Source organism: Streptomyces sp. NPDC051286 (assembly GCF_044455345.1).
GTDB lineage: Bacteria > Actinomycetota > Actinomycetes > Streptomycetales > Streptomycetaceae > Streptomyces.
On the sequence record NZ_JBITER010000010.1, the window covers coordinates 103,131 to 124,983 of the forward strand.

Consider the following 21,853-nt stretch of genomic DNA (forward strand, 5'->3'; position numbering starts at 1 on the left):
TCTTCCGCGCTACGCGAAGATCACCGTGCGGCGCCCGTTGAGCAGGATGCGTCGCTCCGCGTGCCACTTCACCGCGCGCGCCAGCGCCTGGCACTCCACATCGCGCCCGATCGCGACCAGCTCGTCCGGCGTGACGCCGTGGCCGACCCGCTCGACCTCCTGCTCGATGATCGGTCCCTCGTCGAGGTCGGCGGTCACGTAGTGCGCCGTCGCACCGATCAGCTTCACACCGCGGGCATGAGCCTGGTGGTACGGCTTCGCGCCCTTGAAGCTCGGCAGGAAGGAGTGGTGGATGTTGATGATCCGGCCGCTGAGCTGCTTACACAGATCGTCGGAGAGGACCTGCATGTAGCGGGCGAGGACGACCAGCTCGACGTTCTCCTCGCGGACCAGCTGCAGCAGCTGTGCCTCCGCCTCCGCCTTGGTCTCCTTGGTCACCGGGATGTGCCGGAAGGGCACGTCGTACGAGGCGGCGAGCTCGGCGAAGTCCGTGTGGTTGGAGACGACCGCCGCGATGTCGATCGGCAGCGCGCCGATGCTGGAGCGGAACAGCAGGTCGTTGAGACAGTGGCCGAACTTGCTGACCATCAGCACGACCCGCATCCGGTCCGAGGACCGGTGGATCTGCCAGTCCATCCGGAACGAGTCCCCGATGGCGGCGAAACTGGCCCGCAGCTTCTCCACGGTCACCGGGGCGTCCGCCGAGAAGTGGACCCGCATGAAGAACAGACCCGTGTCGTGGTCACCGAACTGCTGGCTGTCCTCGATATTGCAGCCGGTCATGAAGAGATAACTCGACACGGCGTGCACGATGCCCTTTTTATCCGGGCACGAGAGGGTGAGGACGTACTGCTCGGGGGTGGTCTCAGCAGGCTGCGGCGCGGTCATGTCCGTAGCGTGCCACACCGTCCCTGATTCAGGCGGTCCTGGTCATGATGCGGAGCACGTCCAGGGAGCGCGGCGGGGTGTCGGGGTCCTCGCCGTCGTTCGTGGCGAGCAGCACGTGCGCCTCACGGGCGGCCCGTACGCCTTCCGGCCAGCCGTGGTGTTCCAGGTAGGCGGAGACGGGGGCATCGGCGCCGACCTGGTGCATGATGCGCAGCACCCGCAGCACGGCGACGTCGACGAGGGCCGCCTCGTTGGAGTCGCGGAAGACCGTGCCGACGTATTTCTCGGCGGACCAGTTGTCCAGCCAGGTGTCCTCGACCAGGCGGTACACGGCGTCGGTGACATCGCCGTACCCCTCCCGGCCGGCCAGCCAGCACTCGTGGTGGAAGACGGGGTCGGAGAGCATGTGCAGCGCCGAGCGCACGTTGCTGCGCCAGCGCCACCAAGGAACGTCATTGAGCGGCATGCCGCCCATGGTGGAGGAGCGACGGCCGCGACGGGAAGTGTTCTCCGAACCTTGCTGCACGGTTGTCGATCGTACGTTCCCTCCTTCCAGGCTCGCACCGACCCCTGTAATTCACCTGGGCGTCACCGAGCGTTGAGCGGAGCACACATTGGCGTTACCCATGGCGCGGAAATGTCCAGGTCCATGACCGGATGGCGACGCCTCACTTCCTCCCGCCCCTACACATTCCTCACGTGTACGGGGGCAGCCGGGGCATTGCTGATCACCGGCTGCGGTGTGCTCCCTGGGGCCTCGGGGGACTCCAGGGAGCCCGTCACCGTCATGACCTGGTCCCCCGACGGCTCCAATGGTCCGGGCACGGAGAACATGTCGGGCATGACGGCCATGGCCCGCACCTATGCCCGTTGGGCGAACAGCAACGGCGGGATCGACGGGCACGAGCTGCGCGTCGTCACGTGCAACGAGGACGACACGTCGACCGGAGCGGGGGACTGCGCCCGGCGGGCGGTCGCGGAGAAGGCGGTCGCGGTCGTCGGCTCGTACAGCCCGGAGGGCTACTCCTTCATGGGGCCGCTGGAGGCCGCCGGGATCCCGTACATCGGTGGCTACGGGGCCTCCGCCGAGGAGTTCACCAGCTACAACTCGTACCCCGTCAACGGCGGCCAGTCGGCGCTTCTGGCAGGCAACGCCAAGCAGCTCGCACGCAGTTGTGAGCGGGTCTCCCTGGTGCGCCCCGACACGCAGGGCGGCGACGGCCAGGCGTGGCTCTTCAGCACCGGCCTGAAGGTAGAGAAGAAGCAGCCCGTGTCCACCGACATCCGGGCGGCGGAGGCGGCCACGTCCTACGACCAGGCGGCCGAGCAGGCGCTGGAAGGGGCGGGGCAGTCCGACGGGTGCGTGACAGCGGTACTCGGGGAACACACGGAGACGTTCTTCGACTCCTTCCGCCGTCTCGGACCGGCGGACGGGTCCGTGCGGATCTCGTCGGTCCTCGGCAGCGTCGGCCAGCCCCTGATCGACAGCACCGGCGGGCGGAACAGCCCGTTCGAGGGGGCGTACGTCACCGGCTGGTACCCCGAGTCGGGGGATGTCCGCTGGGACGAGATGCGCGAGGTGATCCGGAAGCACGCGTTCAACGACAACCGGATCGACCCGGACGACACGGGTGTCCAGACGACGTGGATCGCGTACACGGTACTGAAGGAGATCGTGACGGCGATCAACGCCCCGGACATCACCGGCAGCAAGATCACGACCGCCCTCAACAAGGGCACCGAGGTCGACACCGGTGGTCTCACGCCGGTGCTGCGGTGGCGGTTCGAGGACGTGCTGGGCTCGTCGGCGTATCCGCGGATCGTGAACCGGAAGGTGACGTTCCAAGTGGTGCGGAATGGTCGGCTGGTGGCCGAGCGGAAGGGGTTCGTGGACGTCACGAACACACTGTCGGAGGCCAGCGCGAAGGGCTGAGCACCCGCAAGCCCCTCCGGTGGTCGAGGAGCGGCGCATGGGGATGCGGACGCATGGGGGGTGCGGGCGCACGGGGGATGCGCACCGAGGGGGTGCGGACGCACGGGGGACGCGGACGCACGGGGGACGCGGACGCACGGGGGACGCGGACGCACGGGGGACGCGGACGCACGGGGGACGCGGACGCACGGGGGATGCGGACGCACGGGGGGCGTGCGCACCGAGGGGGTGCGGGGGTGCTGTCCCGGTACTGGGCGGCACCCCCGCACCGCTGTCAGAGCTCCGTCGGCGCCCGCCGCGTCAACCCGTACTTCGCCGCGATCGAGTTCCACAGCCCCGACGCCTGCGCCTTCGCCTTACTCGCCTCACCGCTCGCCCGGTCGCCCTGAGCCGTCTCGGACGTCCTGCGGGCCCGCCCGTGCTTGCAGATCTTCCTGCCGTTCTTGGCCTGCGCGGCCCATGCCGCGTAGTGGTCGTCGGCGGAGGCCGACGCCTGCCACGCCTTCGTGAGCGCCGCGGTCAGCTGCGCGTTGTCCGGCAGCTTGTCGACGGTCAGCCCCTGCAGCCGCGTCACCAGGTCGCGGCGCTGCTTGGCCGCGCCCTGCAGATCGGTGACCGCCTGGTCCAGATTGGTGCAGGACCTGGTCTTCTCCACGGCCCCGATGACCGCCGCACGGCTGTTGTTGCTGTCCGCGAGCAGCTTGTCGAGCGCCTCGGCCTGCTGCTTCGCCGGGTCGGCCGCCGCCTGCGTGGAGGGCGTCGCGGCGGGCGAACTCGCCGCGGCCACCGGCTGCTTGTTGTCCGTGCCCTTGTCGTCGCCGCCACTCATCAGCGCGCCCGCGCCCAGCCCGACGACGGCGCAGCCGACGACGACCGCGGCGATCAGCGGGACGTGCGACGGCTTCTTGCGCTGCCCGGCCCGGCCCTGCGACGGCTCGCCGTGCGGCGACCGGTAGGCCGGCGCGGGCTGCTGGTGCGACTGAGCGGCGCCCTGGTACGGCGCCTGCCCCGGGTCGAACCGGGGCATCTGCTGCGTGGAGGCCGTCGGCTCCTCGGTGCGGAACAGGTTGTCGAACTCGGCGGGGGGCTGCCGCTCACCGGGCGTCTCCGGACTGATGCCGTACGGGGCACCACCGGGCACCGGCGGAATGTACTGGGTCGCGTCGGCGTCGGAGGCCGATGCGGGCGGCTGCGCGTGGGCGATGAACTGGGTCGCCTCCGCGGCACTCTCGGCCGGCACCGGCGCGATGAACTGGGTCGCCTCCGCGGCACTCTCGGCCGGCACCGGCGCGATGAACTGGGTCGCCTCCGCGGCACTCTCGGCCGGTACCGGCGCGATGAACTGCGTGGCATCCGCGTCGCCGCCCATGCCCGCACTCGTGCCCGTTCCCGGTACGGCCTCCGGGGGCAGCGGCTGGGAGTACGGCTGGGACTGTCCGTACGGCTGGGGTTGAGCGTACGGCTGCGCCTGGGGTTGAGCGTACGGCTGCGCCTGGGGCTGGGCGTACGGCTGAGGCTGCTCGGCCGGCAGGGCCGGGCCCTGCTGCCCGTACGCCTGCCCCTGGTCGTACTGCGCGTACTGGCCCTGCGGCGACACGTCCTGCTGCGGCGCCTGCGGCGCCTGCGGCCCCCAGGGCTGGCCCCAGGGCTGTCCGCCCGCCGGAGCGGACTGGTCGGCCGGTCCGCCCGGTATCCAGGGCTCGCCGCCACCTGCGGGCAGCACGACACCTTCGTGCGCGGGCCGTACAGCAGGGGGCTGCTGCTCGTCACCCTGTCCGCTCTGCGTCACCGGGGCTCCTACGTGTAAACCTACGGGATCGTCGGCTCACGCTATCGGGTGACGGCCGCTCTCCGCCAAGCGCCTGATATCACTCATCGCCCCTTCACCGGGGCAGTAACACACCAGGCCCTGACGACGCAGTTAACGGGCGCCCCGAAAAGACCTCCGGTCAGACGCCGGTCAGGCCGCCTGGAGCTCCAGCCGCGCCCCGAACTCCCGGACCGCCGGCTCGTCGGCGTACGGGACCAGCCGCTGCTGCAGATCGTCCAGATACTCCGCGCCCCGGCTCGATCGCACCGTCCCCAGCAGCTCCATCGCCCGCGTCCCCGTATGACACGCCTGCTCCACCTCGCGCAGCTGCACCTGCGCCGTGGCGAGCAGCACCAGACCGATGCCCCGGCGCCGGGCCCGGGACTCCGGAAGAGCGGCCAGGGACTCCGTCGCCCGGCGCGCGGCCGCCTCCGCCTGGCCGAGATCACGGTGACAGTGCGCCAGCTCGTCGGCGAGATAGGCGGAGTCGAAGTGGACGATCCATGACGGGTCGTCACCAGTGTCCGGCTCGGCGTGTTCCAGCGCCGTCAGGGCCCGGCCCGCCACCGCCTGGCAGGTCCGGACATCGCCGAGCAACGCGTGCCCGCGCGCCTCCGCCGCGTAGAACATCGCCTCCGCGCGTGGGGTGACCCGCCCGCGCGCCCCCTCCTGCGCGGCCCGTGCCAGCTGCGCGATCTCCCGCGGGTTGCCGAGCTGTGCGGCGAGATGGCTCATCGAAGCGGCCAGCACATAGCCGCCGTACGCCCGGTCGCCCGCCGCCTGGGCCAGCCGCAGAGCCTGGATGTAGTACCGCTGGGCGAGCCCCGGCTGCCCCGTGTCCACCGCCATGTACCCGGCGAGCTCGGTGAGCCGCGCGACCGCCGCGAACAGCTGCCGTCCGACCGTTTCGCGGTAGGCCCCCGAGAGCAGCCCGGAGACCACGCTGTTGAGGTAGTGCACCAGGACCGGCCGCACATGTCCGCTGCCGAACCGGTGGTCGAGGTCGACCAGCGCCGCCGTCATCGCCCGCACCGCCTCCACGTCCGACATCCCGACCCGCGCCCCCGCCGCGCGCGCCACCTGCGGGTCGGCGCCGGTGATCAGCCAGTCCCTGCTGGGCTCGACCAGCGCCGAGGACCCGACCGCCGAGCCGGACAGGACGTCGCGGCGTCCGACATCGCTGCGCCACAGCTCGCAGACCTGCTCGATCGCGCCGATCACGGTCGGTGCGAACTGCAGGCCGACGCCGGACGCCTGATTCTTGCCGTTGGCCATCCCGATCTCGTCGATTGTGACCGTACGGCCGAGCTTGCGGCCGAGCGCCTCGGCGATGGTTCCCGGTGCCCTGCCACGCGGTTGCTGTCCGCGCAGCCAGCGGGCCACGGAGGTCTTGTCGTAACGGAGGTCGAGGCCGCGCTCCGCGCCGACCATGTTGACTCGGCGGGCAAGGCCCGCATGGGAACATCCGGCTTCCTGGATGAGCGCCTGGAGCCGTTCGTTCGGCTGGCGTGCGACGAGAGTCCTGGCTGCCATGTTTCCCCCCTGAGGCCGCAGTGATCGGTGCATGGATCACTGCCCGGCATATGCCCAACAAATGCGCACATACATCGTGTTGGTGTTTTCCTTGGCTTTCACGGTGTTCATGGCGCTTATCGTGTCGTTCTTCGGGTTCGGTGCGTATTCGGCATGGGGGAACTGTTCCGGATTCCCCCCATGTGGCTACCCGTCCCTCGACGTGCCGCCTCATGCGCGCCCCCGCCCATGCATCCATGCGCCCCATGTGCCGGGCCGATGTGCCGTGACCGCGTTCGTCACGCCCGTAACCCCAGGTGGTCGCGGAAGTTGTGATGTTCGTGGAAGAGCCCATCGGAGTCATGGAAACCGCACAGGTCCCCCAACAACGAGGTGAGCAACTGCTCGACGCCGCCGTGCGCTATGCGGAGGAGCGGCACTGGGAGGTGTTCCCCGGCACCTGGCTCCAGGCGGTGGAAGGGGCGGAACGGTGCTCGTGCGGAGAAGCCCGCTGCGCCGCCCCCGGGGCCCACCCCACCGGACCCGACTGGGCGAGCCGGTCGACCGGCAGTGGCGCCGCGGCCCGCCGGATGTGGTCCCAGCAGCCCGGGGCGTCGGTGCTGCTGCCCACCGGGCGCGCCTTCGACGCGATCGACGTACCGGAGTCCGCCGGCTTCCTGGCGCTGGCCCGGATGGAGCGGATGAACCTGCCGCTCGGCCCCGTCAGCTGCACCCCCGACCGCCGGATGCTCTTCTTCGTACTGCCCGGCGCGGCGGCCAGGGTGAACGATCTCGTACGGAGGCTGGGCTGGAGCGCCACCGCGATCGGTCTGCTCGGCCGCGGTGAGGGCCACTACGTGGCGGGCCCGCCGACCTGGATCGGCGGGCGTGGTGCGGTGCAGTGGGTACGCCGGCCCACCCCCGCCAACCGCTGGCTGCCCGACGCCGAAGAGGTCATCAGCCCGCTCGCCTACGCCTGCGGACGGACAGCAGCCGACGCGCGCGCCCGCCTTTCGTAGTCTGGGTCCCTCATACGGGGACATCGAGGGCAGGAGCACCATGTCGGACCAGAACACGGCGGAATCGCGCGCGGCGATGGAGGCGGGCGCGGCACGAACGGCGCCGCCCGCCGTTCGCGTACAAGGCCTGTGGAAGCGGTTCGGGGAACAGGTCGCGGTCGCCGGGATCGATCTGGAGCTGCCCGCGGGCAAGTTCATCGGCCTGGTCGGACCCAACGGCGCGGGCAAGACGACCACGCTGTCGATGGTGACCGGGCTGCTCCGTCCCGACCACGGCACGGTCGAGGTCGGCGGGCACGACGTCTGGCGGGACCCGGTCGAGGTGAAAGCCAGGATCGGCGTCCTGCCGGAGGGACTGCGGCTCTTCGAACGCCTCTCGGGGCGCGAACTCCTCGCGTACATCGGACGGTTGCGCGGACTGCCGGGCGCCGAGGTCGACAAGCGGGCCAACCAGCTGCTGGACGTACTCGACCTGGCGGGCTCCGGGAACAAGCTGGTCGTCGACTACTCGACCGGCATGCGGAAGAAGATCGGGCTCGCCGCGGCGCTGCTGCACAACCCCGACGTACTGTTTCTGGACGAGCCGTTCGAGGGCGTCGACCCCGTCTCGGCGCAGACCATCCGCGGGGTCCTGGAGCGGTACACCCGCTCGGGGGCGACCGTCGTCTTCTCCAGCCATGTGATGGAGCTCGTCGAGTCGTTGTGCGACTGGGTGGCCGTCATGGCGGGCGGCACGATCCGGGCGCAGGGCACCCTCGCCGAGGTGCGCGGCGACGCGACGTCACTGCAGAACGCGTTCCTCGAACTCGTCGGCGCGGGCAGCCGGGACAACAGCGACTCCCTCGACTGGCTGGGCGGCGCCCGATGACCATGCTCGACACACCCGTCAGCTCCGCCGCCCGCCCCGCCGCCGGCGGCGAACGGCTCATTCGCGTCTTCGTACGGCTCAAGCTGACGCTGCTGCGCAACGGGCTGCGGCAGTCCTCCGGCAGACGAGTCGCGTACATCTCGTCCGTCGTCCTCACCCTGCTGTTCGCCGCAGGCCAGATCGTCGCGCTGACCGCACTGCGCGGCCATGCCCACGCGGGGTCCCTGACGGTCCTGCTGACCGGGATACTGGCACTCGGCTGGGCGGTGATGCCGCTCTTCTTCCCCAGCGGCGACGAAACCCTCGACCCGAGCCGGCTCGTGATGCTGCCGCTGCGGCCGCGCCCGCTGGTCAGGGCGCTGCTGGTGGCATCGCTCGTCGGCATCGGACCGCTGTTCACGCTCTGCCTGGCGGCCGGTTCGGCGTTCGCGGTGGCGCACGGGGCGGCAGCCGTGGTGTGCGCGGTGGTCGCCGTGCCGCTGACACTGGTGGTGTGCGTCGCCCTGGCGCGGGCCGTCGCCACGGCCAACACCCGGCTGCTGAGCTCCCGCAAGGGCCGCGATCTGGCGCTTCTCAGCGGACTCGTGGTCGCGGTCGGCATCCAGGTCGTCAACTTCGGTGCGCAGCGGCTCGGCCGGTCCGGTGGGCTGGCCGCGCTCGACCCGGCGGCGGAGGTGGTGCGCTGGCTGCCGCCCGCCTCGGCGATCGGCGCGGTGGACTCGGCGGCGCAGGGGTCGTACGGGCGGGCCGTGGCGCAACTGCTGCTCTCCGTCGCGGCGCTGGGCGCGCTGGTGTGGCTCTGGCAGCGGAGTCTGGTGAAGCTGATGACCGCCCCGGACGGTTCCACCCTGGCCGCCGCCGGAGCAGCCCGGGAGAAGTCCGGCAGGGGCGGCTCCCGGCTCTCCGCACTGCTGCCCGAGGGGCGCACGGGGACGGTGATACGGCGCAGTCTGCGGTACGTGGCACGGGACCCGAAGACCAAGGCCGCCTGGGTGACGGCGCTCGCCATCGGGCTGATCGTGCCGTTGCTCAACGCGGTGCAGGGCACCGGCTCGGTCTACTTCGCCTGCTTCGCCGCCGGGATGCTCGGCATCCAGATGTACAACCAGTTCGGGCAGGACACCTCCGCGTTCTGGATGGTGGCGCTGACGATCTCCTCGACCCGGGACGCCTACCTCGAACTGCGCGGGCGGGCGGCGGCGTTGCTGGTGATCACTCTCCCGTACACGGTGCTGGTGACCGTGGTGACGGCGGCGGTGCTCGGCGACTGGGAGAAGCTGCCGAGCGCCATAGGGCTGTCGCTCGCCCTGCTGGGCGCGATGCTGGCGACGGGGGCACTGGCATCGGCCAACTTCCCGTACTCGATCCCTCAGGACAGCGGGTTCAAGAACGTGGCACCGGGGCAGGCCGGGCTCGCCTGGATCTCGATCTTCGGCGGCATGGTCTCGGCGGCGCTGCTGTGCGCGCCGGTGATCGTGGCGACGATCTGGCTGCATCTCGTCGACGCGGAGGACTGGTTGTGGGTGCTGCTGCCGGTCGGCAGCGCGTACGGGGCGCTGGTCGCCTGGGCGGGCCTGCGGCTGGCCGCACCGCGCACGGCGAACCGGCTGCCCGAGATCCTGGCGGCGGTCAGCAAGGGGTGACGCGAGCCGGGTCGGGCCGCTCCGTCACGGGGAGACGGGCTCGCGGTCGTTCCGCGGGTCCTCGGCGAACTCCTCCAGGAACGGCTCGACCGCGGCGCGCCAGCCGTCCGGCTGGTCGTAGTGGACGAGATGGCCGGCGTCCGCCACCTCCGCGTACTGTCCGCGCGGCAGTACGCGGACCATCTCCTGGGCCTCCGCCCGGCCCAGCTCGCCGTCCAGCCCGCGAAGCACCAGCGCCGGGCACCGGACCTGCGCCAGCTCCTCCCAGTGCGCGTCGTACACCCATGTCGCGCGGGACCGGAGCATCTGGCGGCGGGAGAAGACGGGGCGCCAGCCGTCGGCGCGCTCGGCCATCACCTCGGCGAAGAAGTCACCGCGGGCCGGGTTCGGCCGCTCCACCCAGGGGTCGTCCTCGCCGAACCACTTCCGCACGTCGGAGAGTGTCGCGAACGGCACCGGCCAGGACGTGAACCAGTCCTCCCACTCCCGCTGCGAGGCCGCGCCGAGCGCGGAGGCCCGCATGTCGCAGATGACCAGGGCCCGGACCAGATCGGGGCGCTTCGCGGCGAGCTGCCAGGCGGTGAGGGCGCCCATCGAATGGCCGACGACGGTGACGGGGGCCAGGCCGAGCTGCTCGATCGCCGCCTCGGCATCGGCGACGTACGCCTCACGGGTGTACGGGCCCTCGGCGGGCTTCTCGCTGCGGCCGTGCCCCCGCTGGTCGAGCCCGACCGCCCGGTGCCGCTCGGCGAGCCAGCGGGTGGTGGAGGCCCAGTGAGAGGCCCGGCCCATCAGTCCGTGAAGCAGTAAGACCGCGGGGGCGCGTTCGCCCTCCGTGCGCTCCTTGGGCGGATCTGCGAACTCCCAGGCCGCGAGGCGTACGCCGTCGGATCCGGTTACATCGATGCGCCGCACCATGTGTCCTGGCACCCCCTACTGGTCCTCGACAACCGCTCGATCGCCGTGTGGTCGTGTCACGCCAGACTATCGAACCTGTATTCGAAAATCGGTGTTCGGCGTGCAACACCCCTCGTTCGAGTGACACCCGCCAAGGATTGACATCGGCCACTGAGGGGAGATCTTCTCCGGGAGGCGGACCACTCGGGGATGAGGGTCCGTGGGGACCGACCTTGAGAGCTCGGGGCTCCAGGTCGGAACAGGGGAGGAGAGGCCCCGGCGCCGCATGGCGCCGGGGCCCTCCCATGTCCGGGGGGCGCGCGGGGCAGCGTGCGCCGGGGCATACGGCGCCGGCGCCACGGCATGCGGGGCCGCGGCCTTGAGGGCAGTCCTGCCCCTCTGGGCAGGACTGACGGGCGGGGCGGTCCTGGTGCTCGTGATCGTGGCAGCCGCCCTCTGCTGCACATGCCAGTACGACGGGCGCATCCGCTGCTCCCTCCCCGCCCGCATGGCCAGGCGGCCGGCACTCTCAGGTATGGCTCAGCCACAGCCTCGCACGCGAGGCGCCCGGCCGCTGCCATTCGGGACGGAAAATCGGAAACCGGACGTTACGGCTTCGGCGTCCCGCGTGCGGGTCGGCGTACGGTCCACGTGCGGTCCTCCCGGCCGCCTTCGGTCAGCGCTTGGCTACGAACACGTGCGAGGCGATCTCGGAGTCCAGCTCCGCCGCCTCACCGCTGCTGCCGACCAGCACCCCGCCCGGCGACTGCGTCACGCTGACCACGGAACCGGGCTGCACGCCCGCCCGCCGCAACGTATACATCAGCTGAGCGTCCGTCTGGATCGGCTCACCGATCCGGCGCACCACCACGGTCTTGCCATCGGCTCCCGGGTCGAGCTCCGACAGGCTCACCATGTCGGCGTTCAGGAACGGGTCGGGCTCGGCCTTCTCGCCCAGCTCCTCCAGGCCCGGGATCGGATTCCCGTACGGAGACTCCGTCGGGTGCCGCAGCAACTCCAGCACCCGCCGCTCCACTGCCTCGCTCATCACGTGCTCCCAGCGGCAGGCCTCGGCGTGCACCTGCTCCCACTCCAGGCCGATCACGTCGACGAGCAGGCACTCGGCGAGACGGTGCTTGCGCATCACCCGGGTCGCCAGCCGACGGCCCTCCTCCGTCAGCTCCAGATGCCGGTCGCCCGCAACCTGCACCAGACCGTCGCGCTCCATCCGCGCCACCGTCTGGCTGACCGTCGGACCGCTCTGGTCCAGCCGTTCCGCGATCCGGGCGCGCATGGGAACGACGCCTTCCTCTTCGAGTTCGAGGATGGTGCGGAGATACATCTCCGTTGTGTCGATCAGTCCGGACATTCGTGCCCCTCGATGCTGTGACAGGAAAAACGTCGTGCGCTGGCCCTCAGACAATTCTGACGCATACCGCTGACAACCGTGCCGTGCCGACCGAACCCTGGACCTCCCGTGTGCGAACCGGACGGTATTGACAGGTCACTGGTCCAGACCGCAACGTGATCCGCGGCACGGACACCCCACCCCCTGTGGAAAGGGCCTCCTCGATGAGCGACAGCAAGCTGGCCGGTCAGTTCTTCGATGCAGCGATCGGCCTGCTGGAGCGTGTACGTGACGAGGAGGCCGACACGATCGCGGCAGCCGGGGCCGCGATCGCGGACACCGTCGAGGCGGGCGGCCGGCTCTTCGCGTTCGGCGCCGGCCACTCGTCCCTCGCCGCCCAGGACGTCGTCTACCGGGCCGGTGGACTGGCCCTGATGAACCTGCTCGCCGTGCCCGGCACACTCGGCGTCGATGTCATGCCGGCGACGCTCGGCTCGGCGCTGGAACGCGTCGAGGGGCTGGCCGGCGCCGTACTCGACTCCGGCCCGGCGAGCGCCGGCGACCTGCTGGTGATCATCTCGCTCTCCGGGCGCAACGCGTTGCCCGTCGAAATGGCGGCGGGCGCGCGGGCACTCGGCCTGAAGGTCATCGGTGTCACATCGGTCGCCTACGCGGACGGGACCCGGTCGCGGCACGTCTCGGGCGGGTTCCTGCGGGACCACTGCGACATCGTCGTCGACAGCAAGATCGCGATCGGCGACGCGGAGCTGACGGCGGAGGGCGTCGAGGCGCCGTTCGCGCCCGCCTCGACGGTGGTCACCAGTGCGGTGATGCAGGCCATGATGGCGACGGCCGCGGAGCGACTGGCCGAGCGGGGAATCGAGCCGCCGCTGCTGCGGTCGGGGAACGTCGATGGCGGGCACGAGTGGAACGGACGCGTGATGGCGCAGTACGCGGATCGGATCTTCTACCGGCACTGAGGCAGGAACTACGCTTCCCCGGATGGCCCGTTCCGTCCTCGAACGCCGGACGGGCCGGATCGGTGGCCCTACGGGGTTGCGGGCAGTGCCCGGGACAGGTCCACTGCGGTTGCCACCCGGGCCGCCACGCTCTCCGCATACGTCGCGTCCTGACGTTCGAAAGGACTGCGGTTCGCCGCCCGGAGGAACGTCACCACGCCCAGCGTCCGGCCCCGGCTCCGCAGCACCGCGCACAGGGCATGGACCGAGTCGCCCGGCCACTGACAGTCCGCCGCCCAGGCCCCCGGAGCCGCGCCGGCGCTCGCGCGGACCGAGCCCGTGCGGTCCACCGCCTCGAGCGCCGGGTGGCCCGGGGCGTAGCGGAGCGGAATGCCGCCTCCCGCCACGGGCCGGCACGGGCCGGGGGCGTCGGTCGGTGTCGCCGCCGCCCGGACCAGCCGTACCCCCGCCACCAGGTCGATCAGCGCATGGTCGGCGAAGCCTGCCAGTGCGTAGTCCAGGTAGGAGGTCGCCGCCTCCATCGGGTCCTCGCACTCGGCCGCCGACCGGCACGCCCGGTACAGCTGGTTCGACCGGAACCGCACCCGGTCCGCCTCCTGCGCCGCCAGCCGCTCCGCCGTCACGTCCTGGAACAGCCAGCCGACCCCCAACGGAACCGGGTCCTCCGCGAGCGGCGACGCCAGCTGCAGGAACCCGCTGCGCCAGCAGCGCCGCCGGTCCCCCTGCGCCGTCCGCAACGTCACCCACAGGTCGGCGGGCGCGGGCGGCGACCCCTCGGCCAGGACGTGCTGGAGCGCACCCTCCAGGTCCTCGACACCCTGCACGAGCAGCTCTCCGAGCGGGCGTCCCAGCATCGTCGTACGGCCGCCGCCGAGCGCCCGCGCCGCATAGGCGTTGACGACCGTCGGCCGCAGGTCCACGTCGACGAGGACCACGCCCGAGGAGGCGTCCTCGAACAGCGCCTCGCTGAGGGCGATCGACCGCTCCAGGTCGATCTGGGCGTGCACCTCGCCGAACGCGCAGTAGACCCCGGCCGGCTTCCCGTCCGCGCCCCGCACCCCGGCCGACTGGGTCCGTACGAGCACCCGGCCGCCGTCCTTGCGCAGCAGTGCGAACTCGTGGACCTGGCGGCCCGGCGCGTCCATGGCCGACATCAGCCGCCCGTGCACCTCACCCGCGTCCGCATGGCGCACCGCCCACCCCGCGAACCCGGGCCGCCCCACCGCTTCCTCGGCGGTCCAGCCGAGAATCCGCTCGGCCTCACGGTTCCAGTGGGTGATCGCACCGCCCGCGTCGAACGCGCAGAGCGCCGCGTCCATGCCGTCGAGCAGCGCCGCGAGCAGCTCCGACCCGGGGATGGGATCGGGCCCGAGGGCGTCGGTGATCCCACTGCTCCTGGAAGCGCTCATCCCGGACCCCCTGCCGGACGTGTCCGCCGTTGCCACACGTCAGATCATTGAACTCGAACGTGACTCAGCACACATCGACTTCTGAGAAATCGGTGCTCCGAGGGCTCTCGATAAATGGGTTGTGCGGTCCCGGAGAGGTTCCTAGGCTGTGCCTTACACGTTGAAAGGAGGTGATCCGAAAAGTGCAGTCTTATCGGATTCGTGAGGTGGCTGCGGGCTGACAGCCCGTCGTCGCACTTCGTGCACCTCGGCAGGCTGTCTGCCGAAACCCAAGCAGTCACCGACCCGCGGGCTCGCCGGTAGATCCGGCCGGCTCCTCCGCAAGGAGGGACCAGAGCCCGCGGGTTTCTGCGTGTCCGGGGCCGGTCAGGGGCTGAGGCGTTCCACTCGCCAGCCCTCGCCCTCGCGTACGTACCGCAGCCGGTCGTGGAGACGGTTCTCGTGGCCCTGCCAGAACTCGATCGTCTCCGGCACGACACGGATGCCGCCCCACTCGGGGGGTGCGGGGATGTGTTCGCCCTCCGGGTAGCGGGCCGCCAGCTCCTCGTACCGGTCGATGAGTTCCTGGCGCGAGCCGATGACCGTCGACTGCTCGCTCGCCCAGGCGCCCAGCTGGGAGCCGTGCGGGCGGGTGCGGAAGTAGGCGACCGTCTCCTCGCGGGCGACACGGGCCGCAGTGCCGGTGATGATGACCTGGCGGGCCAGCGGATGCCAGGGGAAGAGCAGGGAGACGTACGGGTTGGCGGCCAGCTCGCGGCCCTTGCGGGAGGCGTAGTTGGTGAAGAAGACGAAACCGCGGTCGTCGTACTTCTTCAGCAGCACCGTCCGGGAGGAGGGGCGGCCGTCGGGGGTGGCCGTGGAGACCACCATGGCGTTCGGTTCGTAGACCATCCCACCTGCGGCGATCTGCCGGAACCAGTGGGCGAACTGCTGTATGGGGTCGGCGTCGAGCGTGTCCTCGGTGAAGCCCTCGGAGCGGTACTGCTCGCGCATCGCGGCCGGATCGGTGGTGGAATCGGAAGGGGAATCTGCGGTGGGCACGGGGCCATCCTGCCGCAGGGGCCGAGTCTGCCCGGTATGGAGGGGTGTCAATCGCGCATGGCTGAAGTGGGTGGCTGTGCCGGATGTCACGCTTCCCCGCATCGTGGGAACCCGCCAATATCTTGGGGCAGGCCACTGTGGCCTCCATACAGCCCGTCGATCGAGGGAGCCGCATGATGTCCGACTTCGTACCCGGACTCGAAGGAGTCATCGCGTTCGAGACGGAGATCGCCGAACCCGACAAGGAAGGCGGATCGCTCCGCTACCGCGGGGTCGACATCGAGGATCTCGTCGGTCATGTGTCGTTCGGGAACGTGTGGGGTCTGCTGGTCGACGGGGCGTTCAACCCCGGGCTGCCGCCCGCCGAGCCGTTCCCGATCCCGGTCCACTCGGGTGACATCCGGGTCGATGTGCAGTCCGCGCTGGCCATGCTGGCGCCGGTCTGGGGGCTGAAGCCGCTCCTCGACATCGACGAGGAGACCGCCCGCAACGATCTGGCGCGCGCCGCCGTGATGGCACTGTCCTACGTCGCCCAGTCGGCGCGCGGGCAGGGGCTGCCGATGGTTCCGCAGAGCGAGATCGACAAGGCGCAGTCCGTGGTCGAGCGGTTCATGATCCGCTGGCGCGGCGAGCCGGACCCGAAGCACGTCAAGGCCGTCGACGCGTACTGGACGTCGGCCGCCGAGCACGGCATGAACGCGTCCACGTTCACCGCCCGGGTCATCGCGTCGACCGGCGCCGATGTGGCGGCCGCGCTGTCCGGTGCGGTGGGCGCGATGTCGGGTCCGCTGCACGGCGGCGCCCCGTCCCGGGTCCTCGGCATGATCGAGGAGATCGAGCGGACCGGTGACGCCACCGCGTATGTGAGGAAGGCCCTGGACAAGGGTGAGCGGCTGATGGGCTTCGGGCACCGGGTCTACCGGGCCGAGGACCCGCGGGCGCGCGTGCTGCGGCGTACGGCGAAGGAGCTGGGCGCGCCGCGGTTCGAGGTGGCCCAGGCGCTGGAGAAGGCCGCGCTGGAGGAGCTGCACGCGCGGCGCCCGGACCGGGTGCTGGCGACGAATGTGGAGTTCTGGGCGGCGATCATGCTGGACTTCGCCGAGGTTCCGGCGCACATGTTCACGTCGATGTTCACGTGCGCGCGTACGGCGGGATGGTCGGCGCACATCCTGGAGCAGAAGCGGACGGGGCGGCTGGTGCGGCCGTCGGCGAGGTATGTCGGTCCCGGGCCGCGCGACCCGCGGGAGATCGAGGGGTACGAGCAGATCACGGGTCTGGGGAACTGACGGTCCCGGTTCAGCGCAGGCCCGGCGTGATCCGGAAGCACGGCCCCGGACGGGTCCGCGAAGTTTCTGCCCGGCCTGCGTGCCGATATCTCTAGAGCTTGCCGCGGAGAGTGACGGTGCGGTGTCCGCCGAGGCGGCGCCGCACCTCCTGTTCGAAGCCGTAGGTCAGCTCCGCCCAGTTCCAGAAGGTGAGGCCGAGCTGCCCGCAGGCGTAGTAGTCGTCCTCCCAGCTCCAGCGGTCGATGCCGGAGGGCCGGCCGCAGGAGGGACACTCCACGATGCCTTCGCCGCCGTTCGCCCAGGCGCCGAGGCGGCCCGCGAACGGGGCCCAGGCGCTGTCGACGGGGCACCAGGTGTCGTCGACGAGGCGGATCTCGGTGGCGCAGAGCGGGCAGGTGGCGGCTCCCGCGTCGCCCTGGCCACTGTCGAAGACGGTGCGTCCGGTCGCGACGTGGAGGCCGTTGGTCCATAGCTCGACCGGTTCCGGGTCGTCGACGGCCCTGGCGTAGTTCGGACCAGGTGCGTTGCCGTAGCCGTCTGCGTCGAGGACGCAGTCGGTGCGCTCGGCGCTGACGATTCCGTCGGCGATCAGCCAGTCGAGGAGCCCGGCGCCGAGCTGTACGGCGTCCTGCTCGGTGGCGTCGCGGTCGACGATCGTCTGGAAGTAGTCACCCACAGGTCCCCCAAGGTCAGTCGAGTGCGTCGTCCAGCAGCGCCGCCCACTGTGCCACGACCCTCTGACGCCGGGCGGTGTCATCGGTCAGCACGTTGGCCAGCCCGAGACCGCGGGCCATGTCGAGGAGGCCCTGGACGGTTTCGCGTACGCCGGGCCTGGTTTCGTCGGCGGTGAGGAGCTCGACGGCGATGCGGTGGGTCTCGCGGCCGACGCGGGCTTCGAGTTCGGTGACGCGGGGGCGGAGTTGTTCCTCGTTGGACGCGGCGACCCAGAGCTGGAGTGCGGCGCGGAAGAGCGGGCCCGTGTAGAGGTCGACGAGGGCGGCGACGACGGCCGTGCGGCCCTGGACGGGCAGGGCGCGCAGGGCGGCGGAGCGTTCCTCGGCGACGTATTCGACGGCTGCGGTGAACAGGTCCTCGCGGGTCGGGAAGTGGTGCTGGGCGGCGCCGCGCGAGACGCCTGCGCGTTCGGCGACGACGGAGACGGTGGAGCCTGCCCAGCCGTGTTCGGCGAGGCAGGCGACCGCGGCTTCGAGCAGTCGCCGGCGGGTGGCGCGGCTGCGGTCCTGCTTGGGGGTCCTGTCGGTGGAGGGCGTCACAACACCCATGCGGGGTCCCGTCGTTCGAGGAAGGCCGTCATCCCTTCCCGTGCCTCGGCGGAGGCGAAGAGTGCTGCCGAGCGGGCGATGAGGTCTTCGGCATACTGGTCGAAACTCATCAGCACAGTAGCTGTGACCAGCTCCTTCGATGCTGCCAGCCCCTGTGGTGAGGCCCTGCGCAGTCCGTCGAGTACGGGTACGAGTGCCTTGTCCACGTCCGCGGCGGCGATCGTGACCAGGCCGATGCGGGCCGCTTCGGCCGCGTCGAAGCGCTCGCCGGTGAGGTAGTAGCGGGCGGCGGCGCGCGGGTCGGTGCGGGGCAGCAGCGGCATGGAGATGACGGCGGGAGCGAGGCCGAGCCGGGACTCGGTGAGGGCGAAGGTGGAGGCGGGTCCGGCGGCCGAGATGTCGCAGGCCGCGAGGAGGCCGAGTCCGCCGGCCCGGACGTGCCCCGTGACCCGGGCGACGACGGGCTTGGGCAGTGCGACGATCTGCCGCATCAGGGCGACGAAGGCCGCCGGGTCGGGCGGTGCGGTCAGGTCGGCACCCGCGCAGAACGTGTTGCCGGTGTGGGTGAGGACGACCGCCCGTACGGTGTCGTCGGCCGCGCACGCGTCCAGGGCCGTGGAGAGCTCGCCGACCAGCTGCGCGGAGAGTGCGTTGCGGTTGGCCGGTGAGTCGAGGGTGAGGGTGGTGATGCCCCGGTCGTGGGTGGGATCGGCGAGCGGCGTCATGCGGCGGTCTCCTTCTCGCGGGTCTTCTCGAACGGCTTTCAACCGGCGGCTGCGGCAGGGCGGGGCGGAATGTCCTGCGTCAGTACGACTTGGGGAGACCCAGGGACTGGTGGGACACGTAGTTCAGGATCATTTCCCGGCTGACGGGTGCGATCCGGGCGACGCGTGCCGCCGCGATCAGGGACGCGAGGCCGTATTCGCGGGTGAGGCCGTTGCCGCCGAGGGTGTGCACGGCCTGGTCGACGGCTTTGACGCAGGCCTCGCCGGCCGCGTACTTCGCGATGTTGGCGGCCTCGCCGGCACCGATGTCGTCGCCGTCGTCGTACAGCCGGGCGGCTTTCTGCATCATCAGCCGGGCCAGTTCCAGTTCGATGTGGGCCTGGGCGAGGGGGTGGGCGATGGCCTGGTGGGAGCCGATGGGTTCCTTCCACACCTGGCGGGTCTTCGCGTACTCGACGGCGCGGGCGAGTGCGTAGCGGCCCATGCCGATGCCGAATGCGGCGGTCATGATGCGTTCGGGGTTGAGCCCGGCGAAGAGCTGGAGCAGCCCGGCATCCTCTCCCTCTCCGACGAGGGCGCCGGCGGGCAGCCGTACGTCGTCGAGGACCAGCTCGAACTGCTTCTCCGGGGCCTGGAGTTCCATGTCGATCTGCGAGCGCCGGAAACCGGGTGTGTCGCGCGGGACGATGAAGAGGCAGGGCTTGAGCCTGCCGGACCTGGCGTCCTCGGTGCGGCCGACGACGAGAGTGGCGTCGGCGATGTCCACGCCGGAGACGAAGACCTTGCGCCCGGTGAGCAGCCAGTCCTCGCCGTCCTTGCGGGCGGTGGTGGTGATGCGGTGGGAGTTGGAGCCCGCGTCGGGTTCGGTGATGCCGAAGGCCATGGTGAGGCTGCCGTCGGCGAGGCCGGGGAGCCACTCCCGCTTCTGGGTTTCGGTGCCGAAGCGGGCAATGACGGTGCCGCAGATGGCCGGGGAGACGACCATCATGAGCAGCGGACTGCCGGCTGCCCCCAACTCCTCCAGGACAATGGAGAGTTCAGCCATTCCGCCTCCTCCGCCGCCGTACTCCTCGGGGAGGTTCACGCCGAGGTAGCCGAGTTTGGCGGCTTCGGTCCACAGTTCGCGCGGGTGGGCTCCCTCGCGTACGACGGAGGTCATGTAATCCCGCCCGTAGCGCTTTCCGAGGGCGGCGACGGCTGCGCGCAGGGCCTGGTGCTCTTCGGTTTCGAGGACGGTGCTCATGCGTTCTCCTCAGGGTCTGCGGGTTCGGTGACGACGGCGAGCAGGGCGCCCACCTCCACTTGGAGGCCGGGTGCGGCGTGCAGTGCGGTGAGGGTGCCGGAGGCGGGGGCGAGGATGCGGTGTTCCATCTTCATCGCCTCCAGCCAGATCAGTGGCTGCCCGGCTTCGACCGTCGCCCCGGCCCCGAGCCCGTCCGCGATGCGCACGACGGTGCCGGGCATGGGGGCGAGCAGGGAGCCGGGTTCGGTCCGGTCGGTGGGGTCGGCGAAGCGGGGCAGGGCGGTGAAGGTGTACGAGCCGGTCGCGGTGTCCACGTACGCCTTGTCCCGGTGGACGGTGACGGCGAAGTGGCGGGTGACGGAGCCGACTTCGAGGGTGACATGGTCGGGGCGGGCGGCGATGACCCGTTCTCCGGTTTCGGGGACGGGGCCGGTGCGTGTGGTGCGGTAGGCGGCCTGGTGTTCGGTGCCGTCGGGTTCGGCGCGGTAGCGCTTGACCTGGGGTTGCGAGGAGATGTTGCGCCAGGCGCCGAAGCGGGCGGGGCCGGGGCCGTGGTGCCGGGTGGCGGCGTCGGCGAGGGCGGCGGCCAGGGCGGCGGTGCGGTGGTCCGCTTCGTCCGGGGCGGGGGTGAGGGCGTCCAGGTGGCGGTCGTAGAAGCCGGTGTCGAGGCGGGCGGCGTGGAAGTCGGGGTGGCGCAGGGACCGTACGAGCAGGTCGCGGTTGGTGACCGGCCCGTGGATGCGGGCGCGTTCCAGGGCGCGGGCGAGGAGTCGTACGGCTTCGCCCCGGGTGGGGGCGTGGGCGATGACCTTGGCGAGCATCGGGTCGTAGTGCACGCCGATGGTGTCGCCGCCGGTGTATCCGGTGTCCAGGCGCAGTCCGGGTTCGTCCGGCATTTCCAGTGTGTGCAGTGCTCCGGTCTGCGGCTGCCAGTCGCGGGCGGGGTCCTCGGCGTAGAGCCGGGCCTCGACGGCGTGGCCGTGCGGCTCCGGGGGTGCGGTGGCGGGCAGCGGCTCGCCTTCCGCGATGCGCAGTTGCAGGGCGACGAGGTCGAGCCCGAAGACGGCTTCGGTGACGGGGTGTTCGACCTGGAGGCGGGTGTTCATCTCCAGGAAGTACGGCCGTCCGTCAGCCGTGAGGAGGAACTCGACGGTACCCGCGCCCCGGTAGCCGACGGCGCGGGCTGCGGCTACGGCGGCATCGTGCAGCCGGGTCCGCAGCGCGTCGTCGAGACCGGGTGCGGGAGCCTCCTCGACGACCTTCTGGTGGCGTCGCTGGAGCGAGCAGTCCCGGGTGCCGAGCGCCCAGACCCCGCCGTGCTCGTCGGCCATGACCTGGACCTCGACGTGCCGGCCGCGCTCCACGTACGGCTCCGCGAAGACCTCGCCGTCCCCGAAGGCGGCAGCGGCCTCGGCGGAGGCCGCCGTCAGCTCGACGGGCAGGGTGGCGAGTTCACGTACGATCCGCATCCCGCGCCCGCCGCCGCCCGCCGCCGCCTTCAGCAGCAGCGGCAGGTCGTCGGCGGCGACCCGTTCCGGGTCGACGGGCGCGAGCAGCGGCACCCCGGCGGCGGCCATCAGCTCCTTGGCGCGGGTCTTGGACGCCATCAGCTCGATGGCCTTGACCGGCGGACCCACCCAGACGAGACCGGCGTCCTGCACGGCACGGGCGAATCCGGCGTTCTCGGAGAGGAAGCCGTACCCGGGGTGGACCGCGTCGGCGCCCGCCGCGAGCGCGGCGCGCACGACGAGGTCACCCCGCAGATAGGTGTCGGACGGGGCGGCGCCGGGCAGCCGTACGGCGGTGTCCGCCTCCCGTACATGGAGCGCGCCGGCGTCCGCGTCGGAGTACACGGCGACGGTGGCGATACCCAGCGCACGGCACGTGCGGAAGATCCGGCAGGCGATCTCGCCCCGGTTGGCAACGAGCAGCGTGGAGATCATTTTCGGCCCCCCGGCCGTCTGGGCG

The 21,853-nt window shown here is 71.3% G+C and carries 19 protein-coding genes; 6 read left to right on the top strand and 13 right to left on the bottom strand.

Annotation, left to right across the window (positions count from 1 at the left end):
* Positions 1–9 precede the first annotated feature (9 nt).
* Positions 10–888, bottom strand: coding sequence for a formyltetrahydrofolate deformylase (purU, locus tag ACIBB8_RS13110; RefSeq protein WP_398951393.1), 879 nt, complete (start codon positions 886–888; stop codon positions 10–12).
* A 28-nt stretch (positions 889–916) separates the two neighbouring features.
* Positions 917–1,363: a hypothetical protein gene (locus tag ACIBB8_RS13115; RefSeq protein WP_398951584.1), complete on the bottom strand. Its 447-nt coding sequence runs from the start codon at positions 1,361–1,363 to the stop codon at positions 917–919.
* Positions 1,364–1,537: 174 nt separating this feature from the next.
* Here ACIBB8_RS13115 and ACIBB8_RS13120 point away from each other — a divergent pair, with 174 nt between their 5' ends.
* The gene (locus tag ACIBB8_RS13120) at positions 1,538–2,821 is read left to right on the top strand and encodes an ABC transporter substrate-binding protein (protein ID WP_398951395.1); all 1,284 of its coding nucleotides are present in this window, start codon (positions 1,538–1,540) and stop codon (positions 2,819–2,821) included.
* A gap of 274 nt (positions 2,822–3,095) precedes the next feature.
* Here ACIBB8_RS13120 and ACIBB8_RS13125 read toward each other — a convergent pair whose 3' ends face one another.
* Both ACIBB8_RS13125 and ACIBB8_RS13130 read right to left on the bottom strand, forming a co-directional pair.
* On the bottom strand, positions 3,096–4,610 hold the full coding sequence (locus tag ACIBB8_RS13125; protein ID WP_398951397.1) for a hypothetical protein: 1,515 nt from the start codon (positions 4,608–4,610) through the stop codon (positions 3,096–3,098).
* A gap of 171 nt (positions 4,611–4,781) precedes the next feature.
* Positions 4,782–6,164, bottom strand: coding sequence for a transcriptional regulator (locus ACIBB8_RS13130; RefSeq protein WP_398951399.1), 1,383 nt, complete (start codon positions 6,162–6,164; stop codon positions 4,782–4,784).
* Between the two features lie 311 nt (positions 6,165–6,475).
* On the opposite strand from ACIBB8_RS13130, the gene ACIBB8_RS13135 reads away from it, so the two are divergent.
* The 3 genes from ACIBB8_RS13135 to ACIBB8_RS13145 all read left to right on the top strand — a co-directional run bounded on the left by ACIBB8_RS13135 (position 6,476) and on the right by ACIBB8_RS13145 (position 9,673).
* Positions 6,476–7,162 carry a bifunctional DNA primase/polymerase gene (locus tag ACIBB8_RS13135; protein ID WP_398951401.1) on the top strand — a complete coding sequence of 229 codons (687 nt, stop codon included), beginning with the start codon at positions 6,476–6,478 and terminating at the stop codon, positions 7,160–7,162.
* A gap of 76 nt (positions 7,163–7,238) precedes the next feature.
* On the top strand, positions 7,239–8,030 hold the full coding sequence (locus ACIBB8_RS13140; protein ID WP_398951586.1) for an ABC transporter ATP-binding protein: 792 nt from the start codon (positions 7,239–7,241) through the stop codon (positions 8,028–8,030).
* Positions 8,027–9,673 (top strand): transporter, encoded by a 1,647-nt coding sequence (locus tag ACIBB8_RS13145; RefSeq protein WP_398951403.1) that lies wholly within the window; start codon positions 8,027–8,029, stop codon positions 9,671–9,673. The genes ACIBB8_RS13140 and ACIBB8_RS13145 overlap by 4 nt, the downstream gene beginning before the upstream one ends.
* A gap of 24 nt (positions 9,674–9,697) precedes the next feature.
* Here ACIBB8_RS13145 and ACIBB8_RS13150 read toward each other — a convergent pair whose 3' ends face one another.
* On the bottom strand, positions 9,698–10,591 hold the full coding sequence (locus tag ACIBB8_RS13150; RefSeq protein WP_398951405.1) for an alpha/beta fold hydrolase: 894 nt from the start codon (positions 10,589–10,591) through the stop codon (positions 9,698–9,700).
* 655 nt (positions 10,592–11,246) lie between these two features.
* Positions 11,247–11,939 (bottom strand): metal-dependent transcriptional regulator, encoded by a 693-nt coding sequence (locus ACIBB8_RS13155; RefSeq protein WP_398951407.1) that lies wholly within the window; start codon positions 11,937–11,939, stop codon positions 11,247–11,249.
* A gap of 203 nt (positions 11,940–12,142) precedes the next feature.
* On the opposite strand from ACIBB8_RS13155, the gene ACIBB8_RS13160 reads away from it, so the two are divergent.
* Complete coding sequence (locus ACIBB8_RS13160) at positions 12,143–12,898, top strand: SIS domain-containing protein (protein WP_398951409.1); 756 nt, start codon at positions 12,143–12,145, stop codon at positions 12,896–12,898.
* A 68-nt stretch (positions 12,899–12,966) separates the two neighbouring features.
* On the opposite strand, the gene ACIBB8_RS13165 is transcribed toward ACIBB8_RS13160, so the two are convergent.
* Both ACIBB8_RS13165 and pdxH read right to left on the bottom strand, forming a co-directional pair.
* Positions 12,967–14,307 (bottom strand): PAS domain-containing protein, encoded by a 1,341-nt coding sequence (locus tag ACIBB8_RS13165; protein ID WP_398951411.1) that lies wholly within the window; start codon positions 14,305–14,307, stop codon positions 12,967–12,969.
* A 366-nt stretch (positions 14,308–14,673) separates the two neighbouring features.
* The gene (gene pdxH / locus ACIBB8_RS13170; protein WP_398951588.1) at positions 14,674–15,300 is read right to left on the bottom strand and encodes a pyridoxamine 5'-phosphate oxidase; all 627 of its coding nucleotides are present in this window, start codon (positions 15,298–15,300) and stop codon (positions 14,674–14,676) included.
* A 224-nt stretch (positions 15,301–15,524) separates the two neighbouring features.
* Between pdxH and ACIBB8_RS13175 the strand changes: the two genes are divergently transcribed.
* On the top strand, positions 15,525–16,634 hold the full coding sequence (locus ACIBB8_RS13175; protein WP_398951413.1) for a citrate synthase 2: 1,110 nt from the start codon (positions 15,525–15,527) through the stop codon (positions 16,632–16,634).
* Between the two features lie 91 nt (positions 16,635–16,725).
* Here ACIBB8_RS13175 and ACIBB8_RS13180 read toward each other — a convergent pair whose 3' ends face one another.
* The 5 genes from ACIBB8_RS13180 to ACIBB8_RS13200 all read right to left on the bottom strand — a co-directional run bounded on the left by ACIBB8_RS13180 (position 16,726) and on the right by ACIBB8_RS13200 (position 21,828).
* On the bottom strand, positions 16,726–17,310 hold the full coding sequence (locus ACIBB8_RS13180) for a hypothetical protein (RefSeq protein WP_398951415.1): 585 nt from the start codon (positions 17,308–17,310) through the stop codon (positions 16,726–16,728).
* A gap of 13 nt (positions 17,311–17,323) precedes the next feature.
* Positions 17,324–17,917 carry a TetR/AcrR family transcriptional regulator gene (locus tag ACIBB8_RS13185; RefSeq protein WP_383070458.1) on the bottom strand — a complete coding sequence of 198 codons (594 nt, stop codon included), beginning with the start codon at positions 17,915–17,917 and terminating at the stop codon, positions 17,324–17,326.
* Positions 17,905–18,642: an enoyl-CoA hydratase family protein gene (locus ACIBB8_RS13190; RefSeq protein WP_398951418.1), complete on the bottom strand. Its 738-nt coding sequence runs from the start codon at positions 18,640–18,642 to the stop codon at positions 17,905–17,907. Before ACIBB8_RS13190 ends, ACIBB8_RS13185 begins: the two co-directional genes overlap by 13 nt.
* Positions 18,643–18,721: 79 nt before the next feature.
* On the bottom strand, positions 18,722–19,885 hold the full coding sequence (locus tag ACIBB8_RS13195; protein WP_398951420.1) for an acyl-CoA dehydrogenase family protein: 1,164 nt from the start codon (positions 19,883–19,885) through the stop codon (positions 18,722–18,724).
* Complete coding sequence (locus tag ACIBB8_RS13200; protein WP_398951590.1) at positions 19,882–21,828, bottom strand: acetyl/propionyl/methylcrotonyl-CoA carboxylase subunit alpha; 1,947 nt, start codon at positions 21,826–21,828, stop codon at positions 19,882–19,884. Before ACIBB8_RS13200 ends, ACIBB8_RS13195 begins: the two co-directional genes overlap by 4 nt.
* Positions 21,829–21,853: the final 25 nt, after the last annotated feature.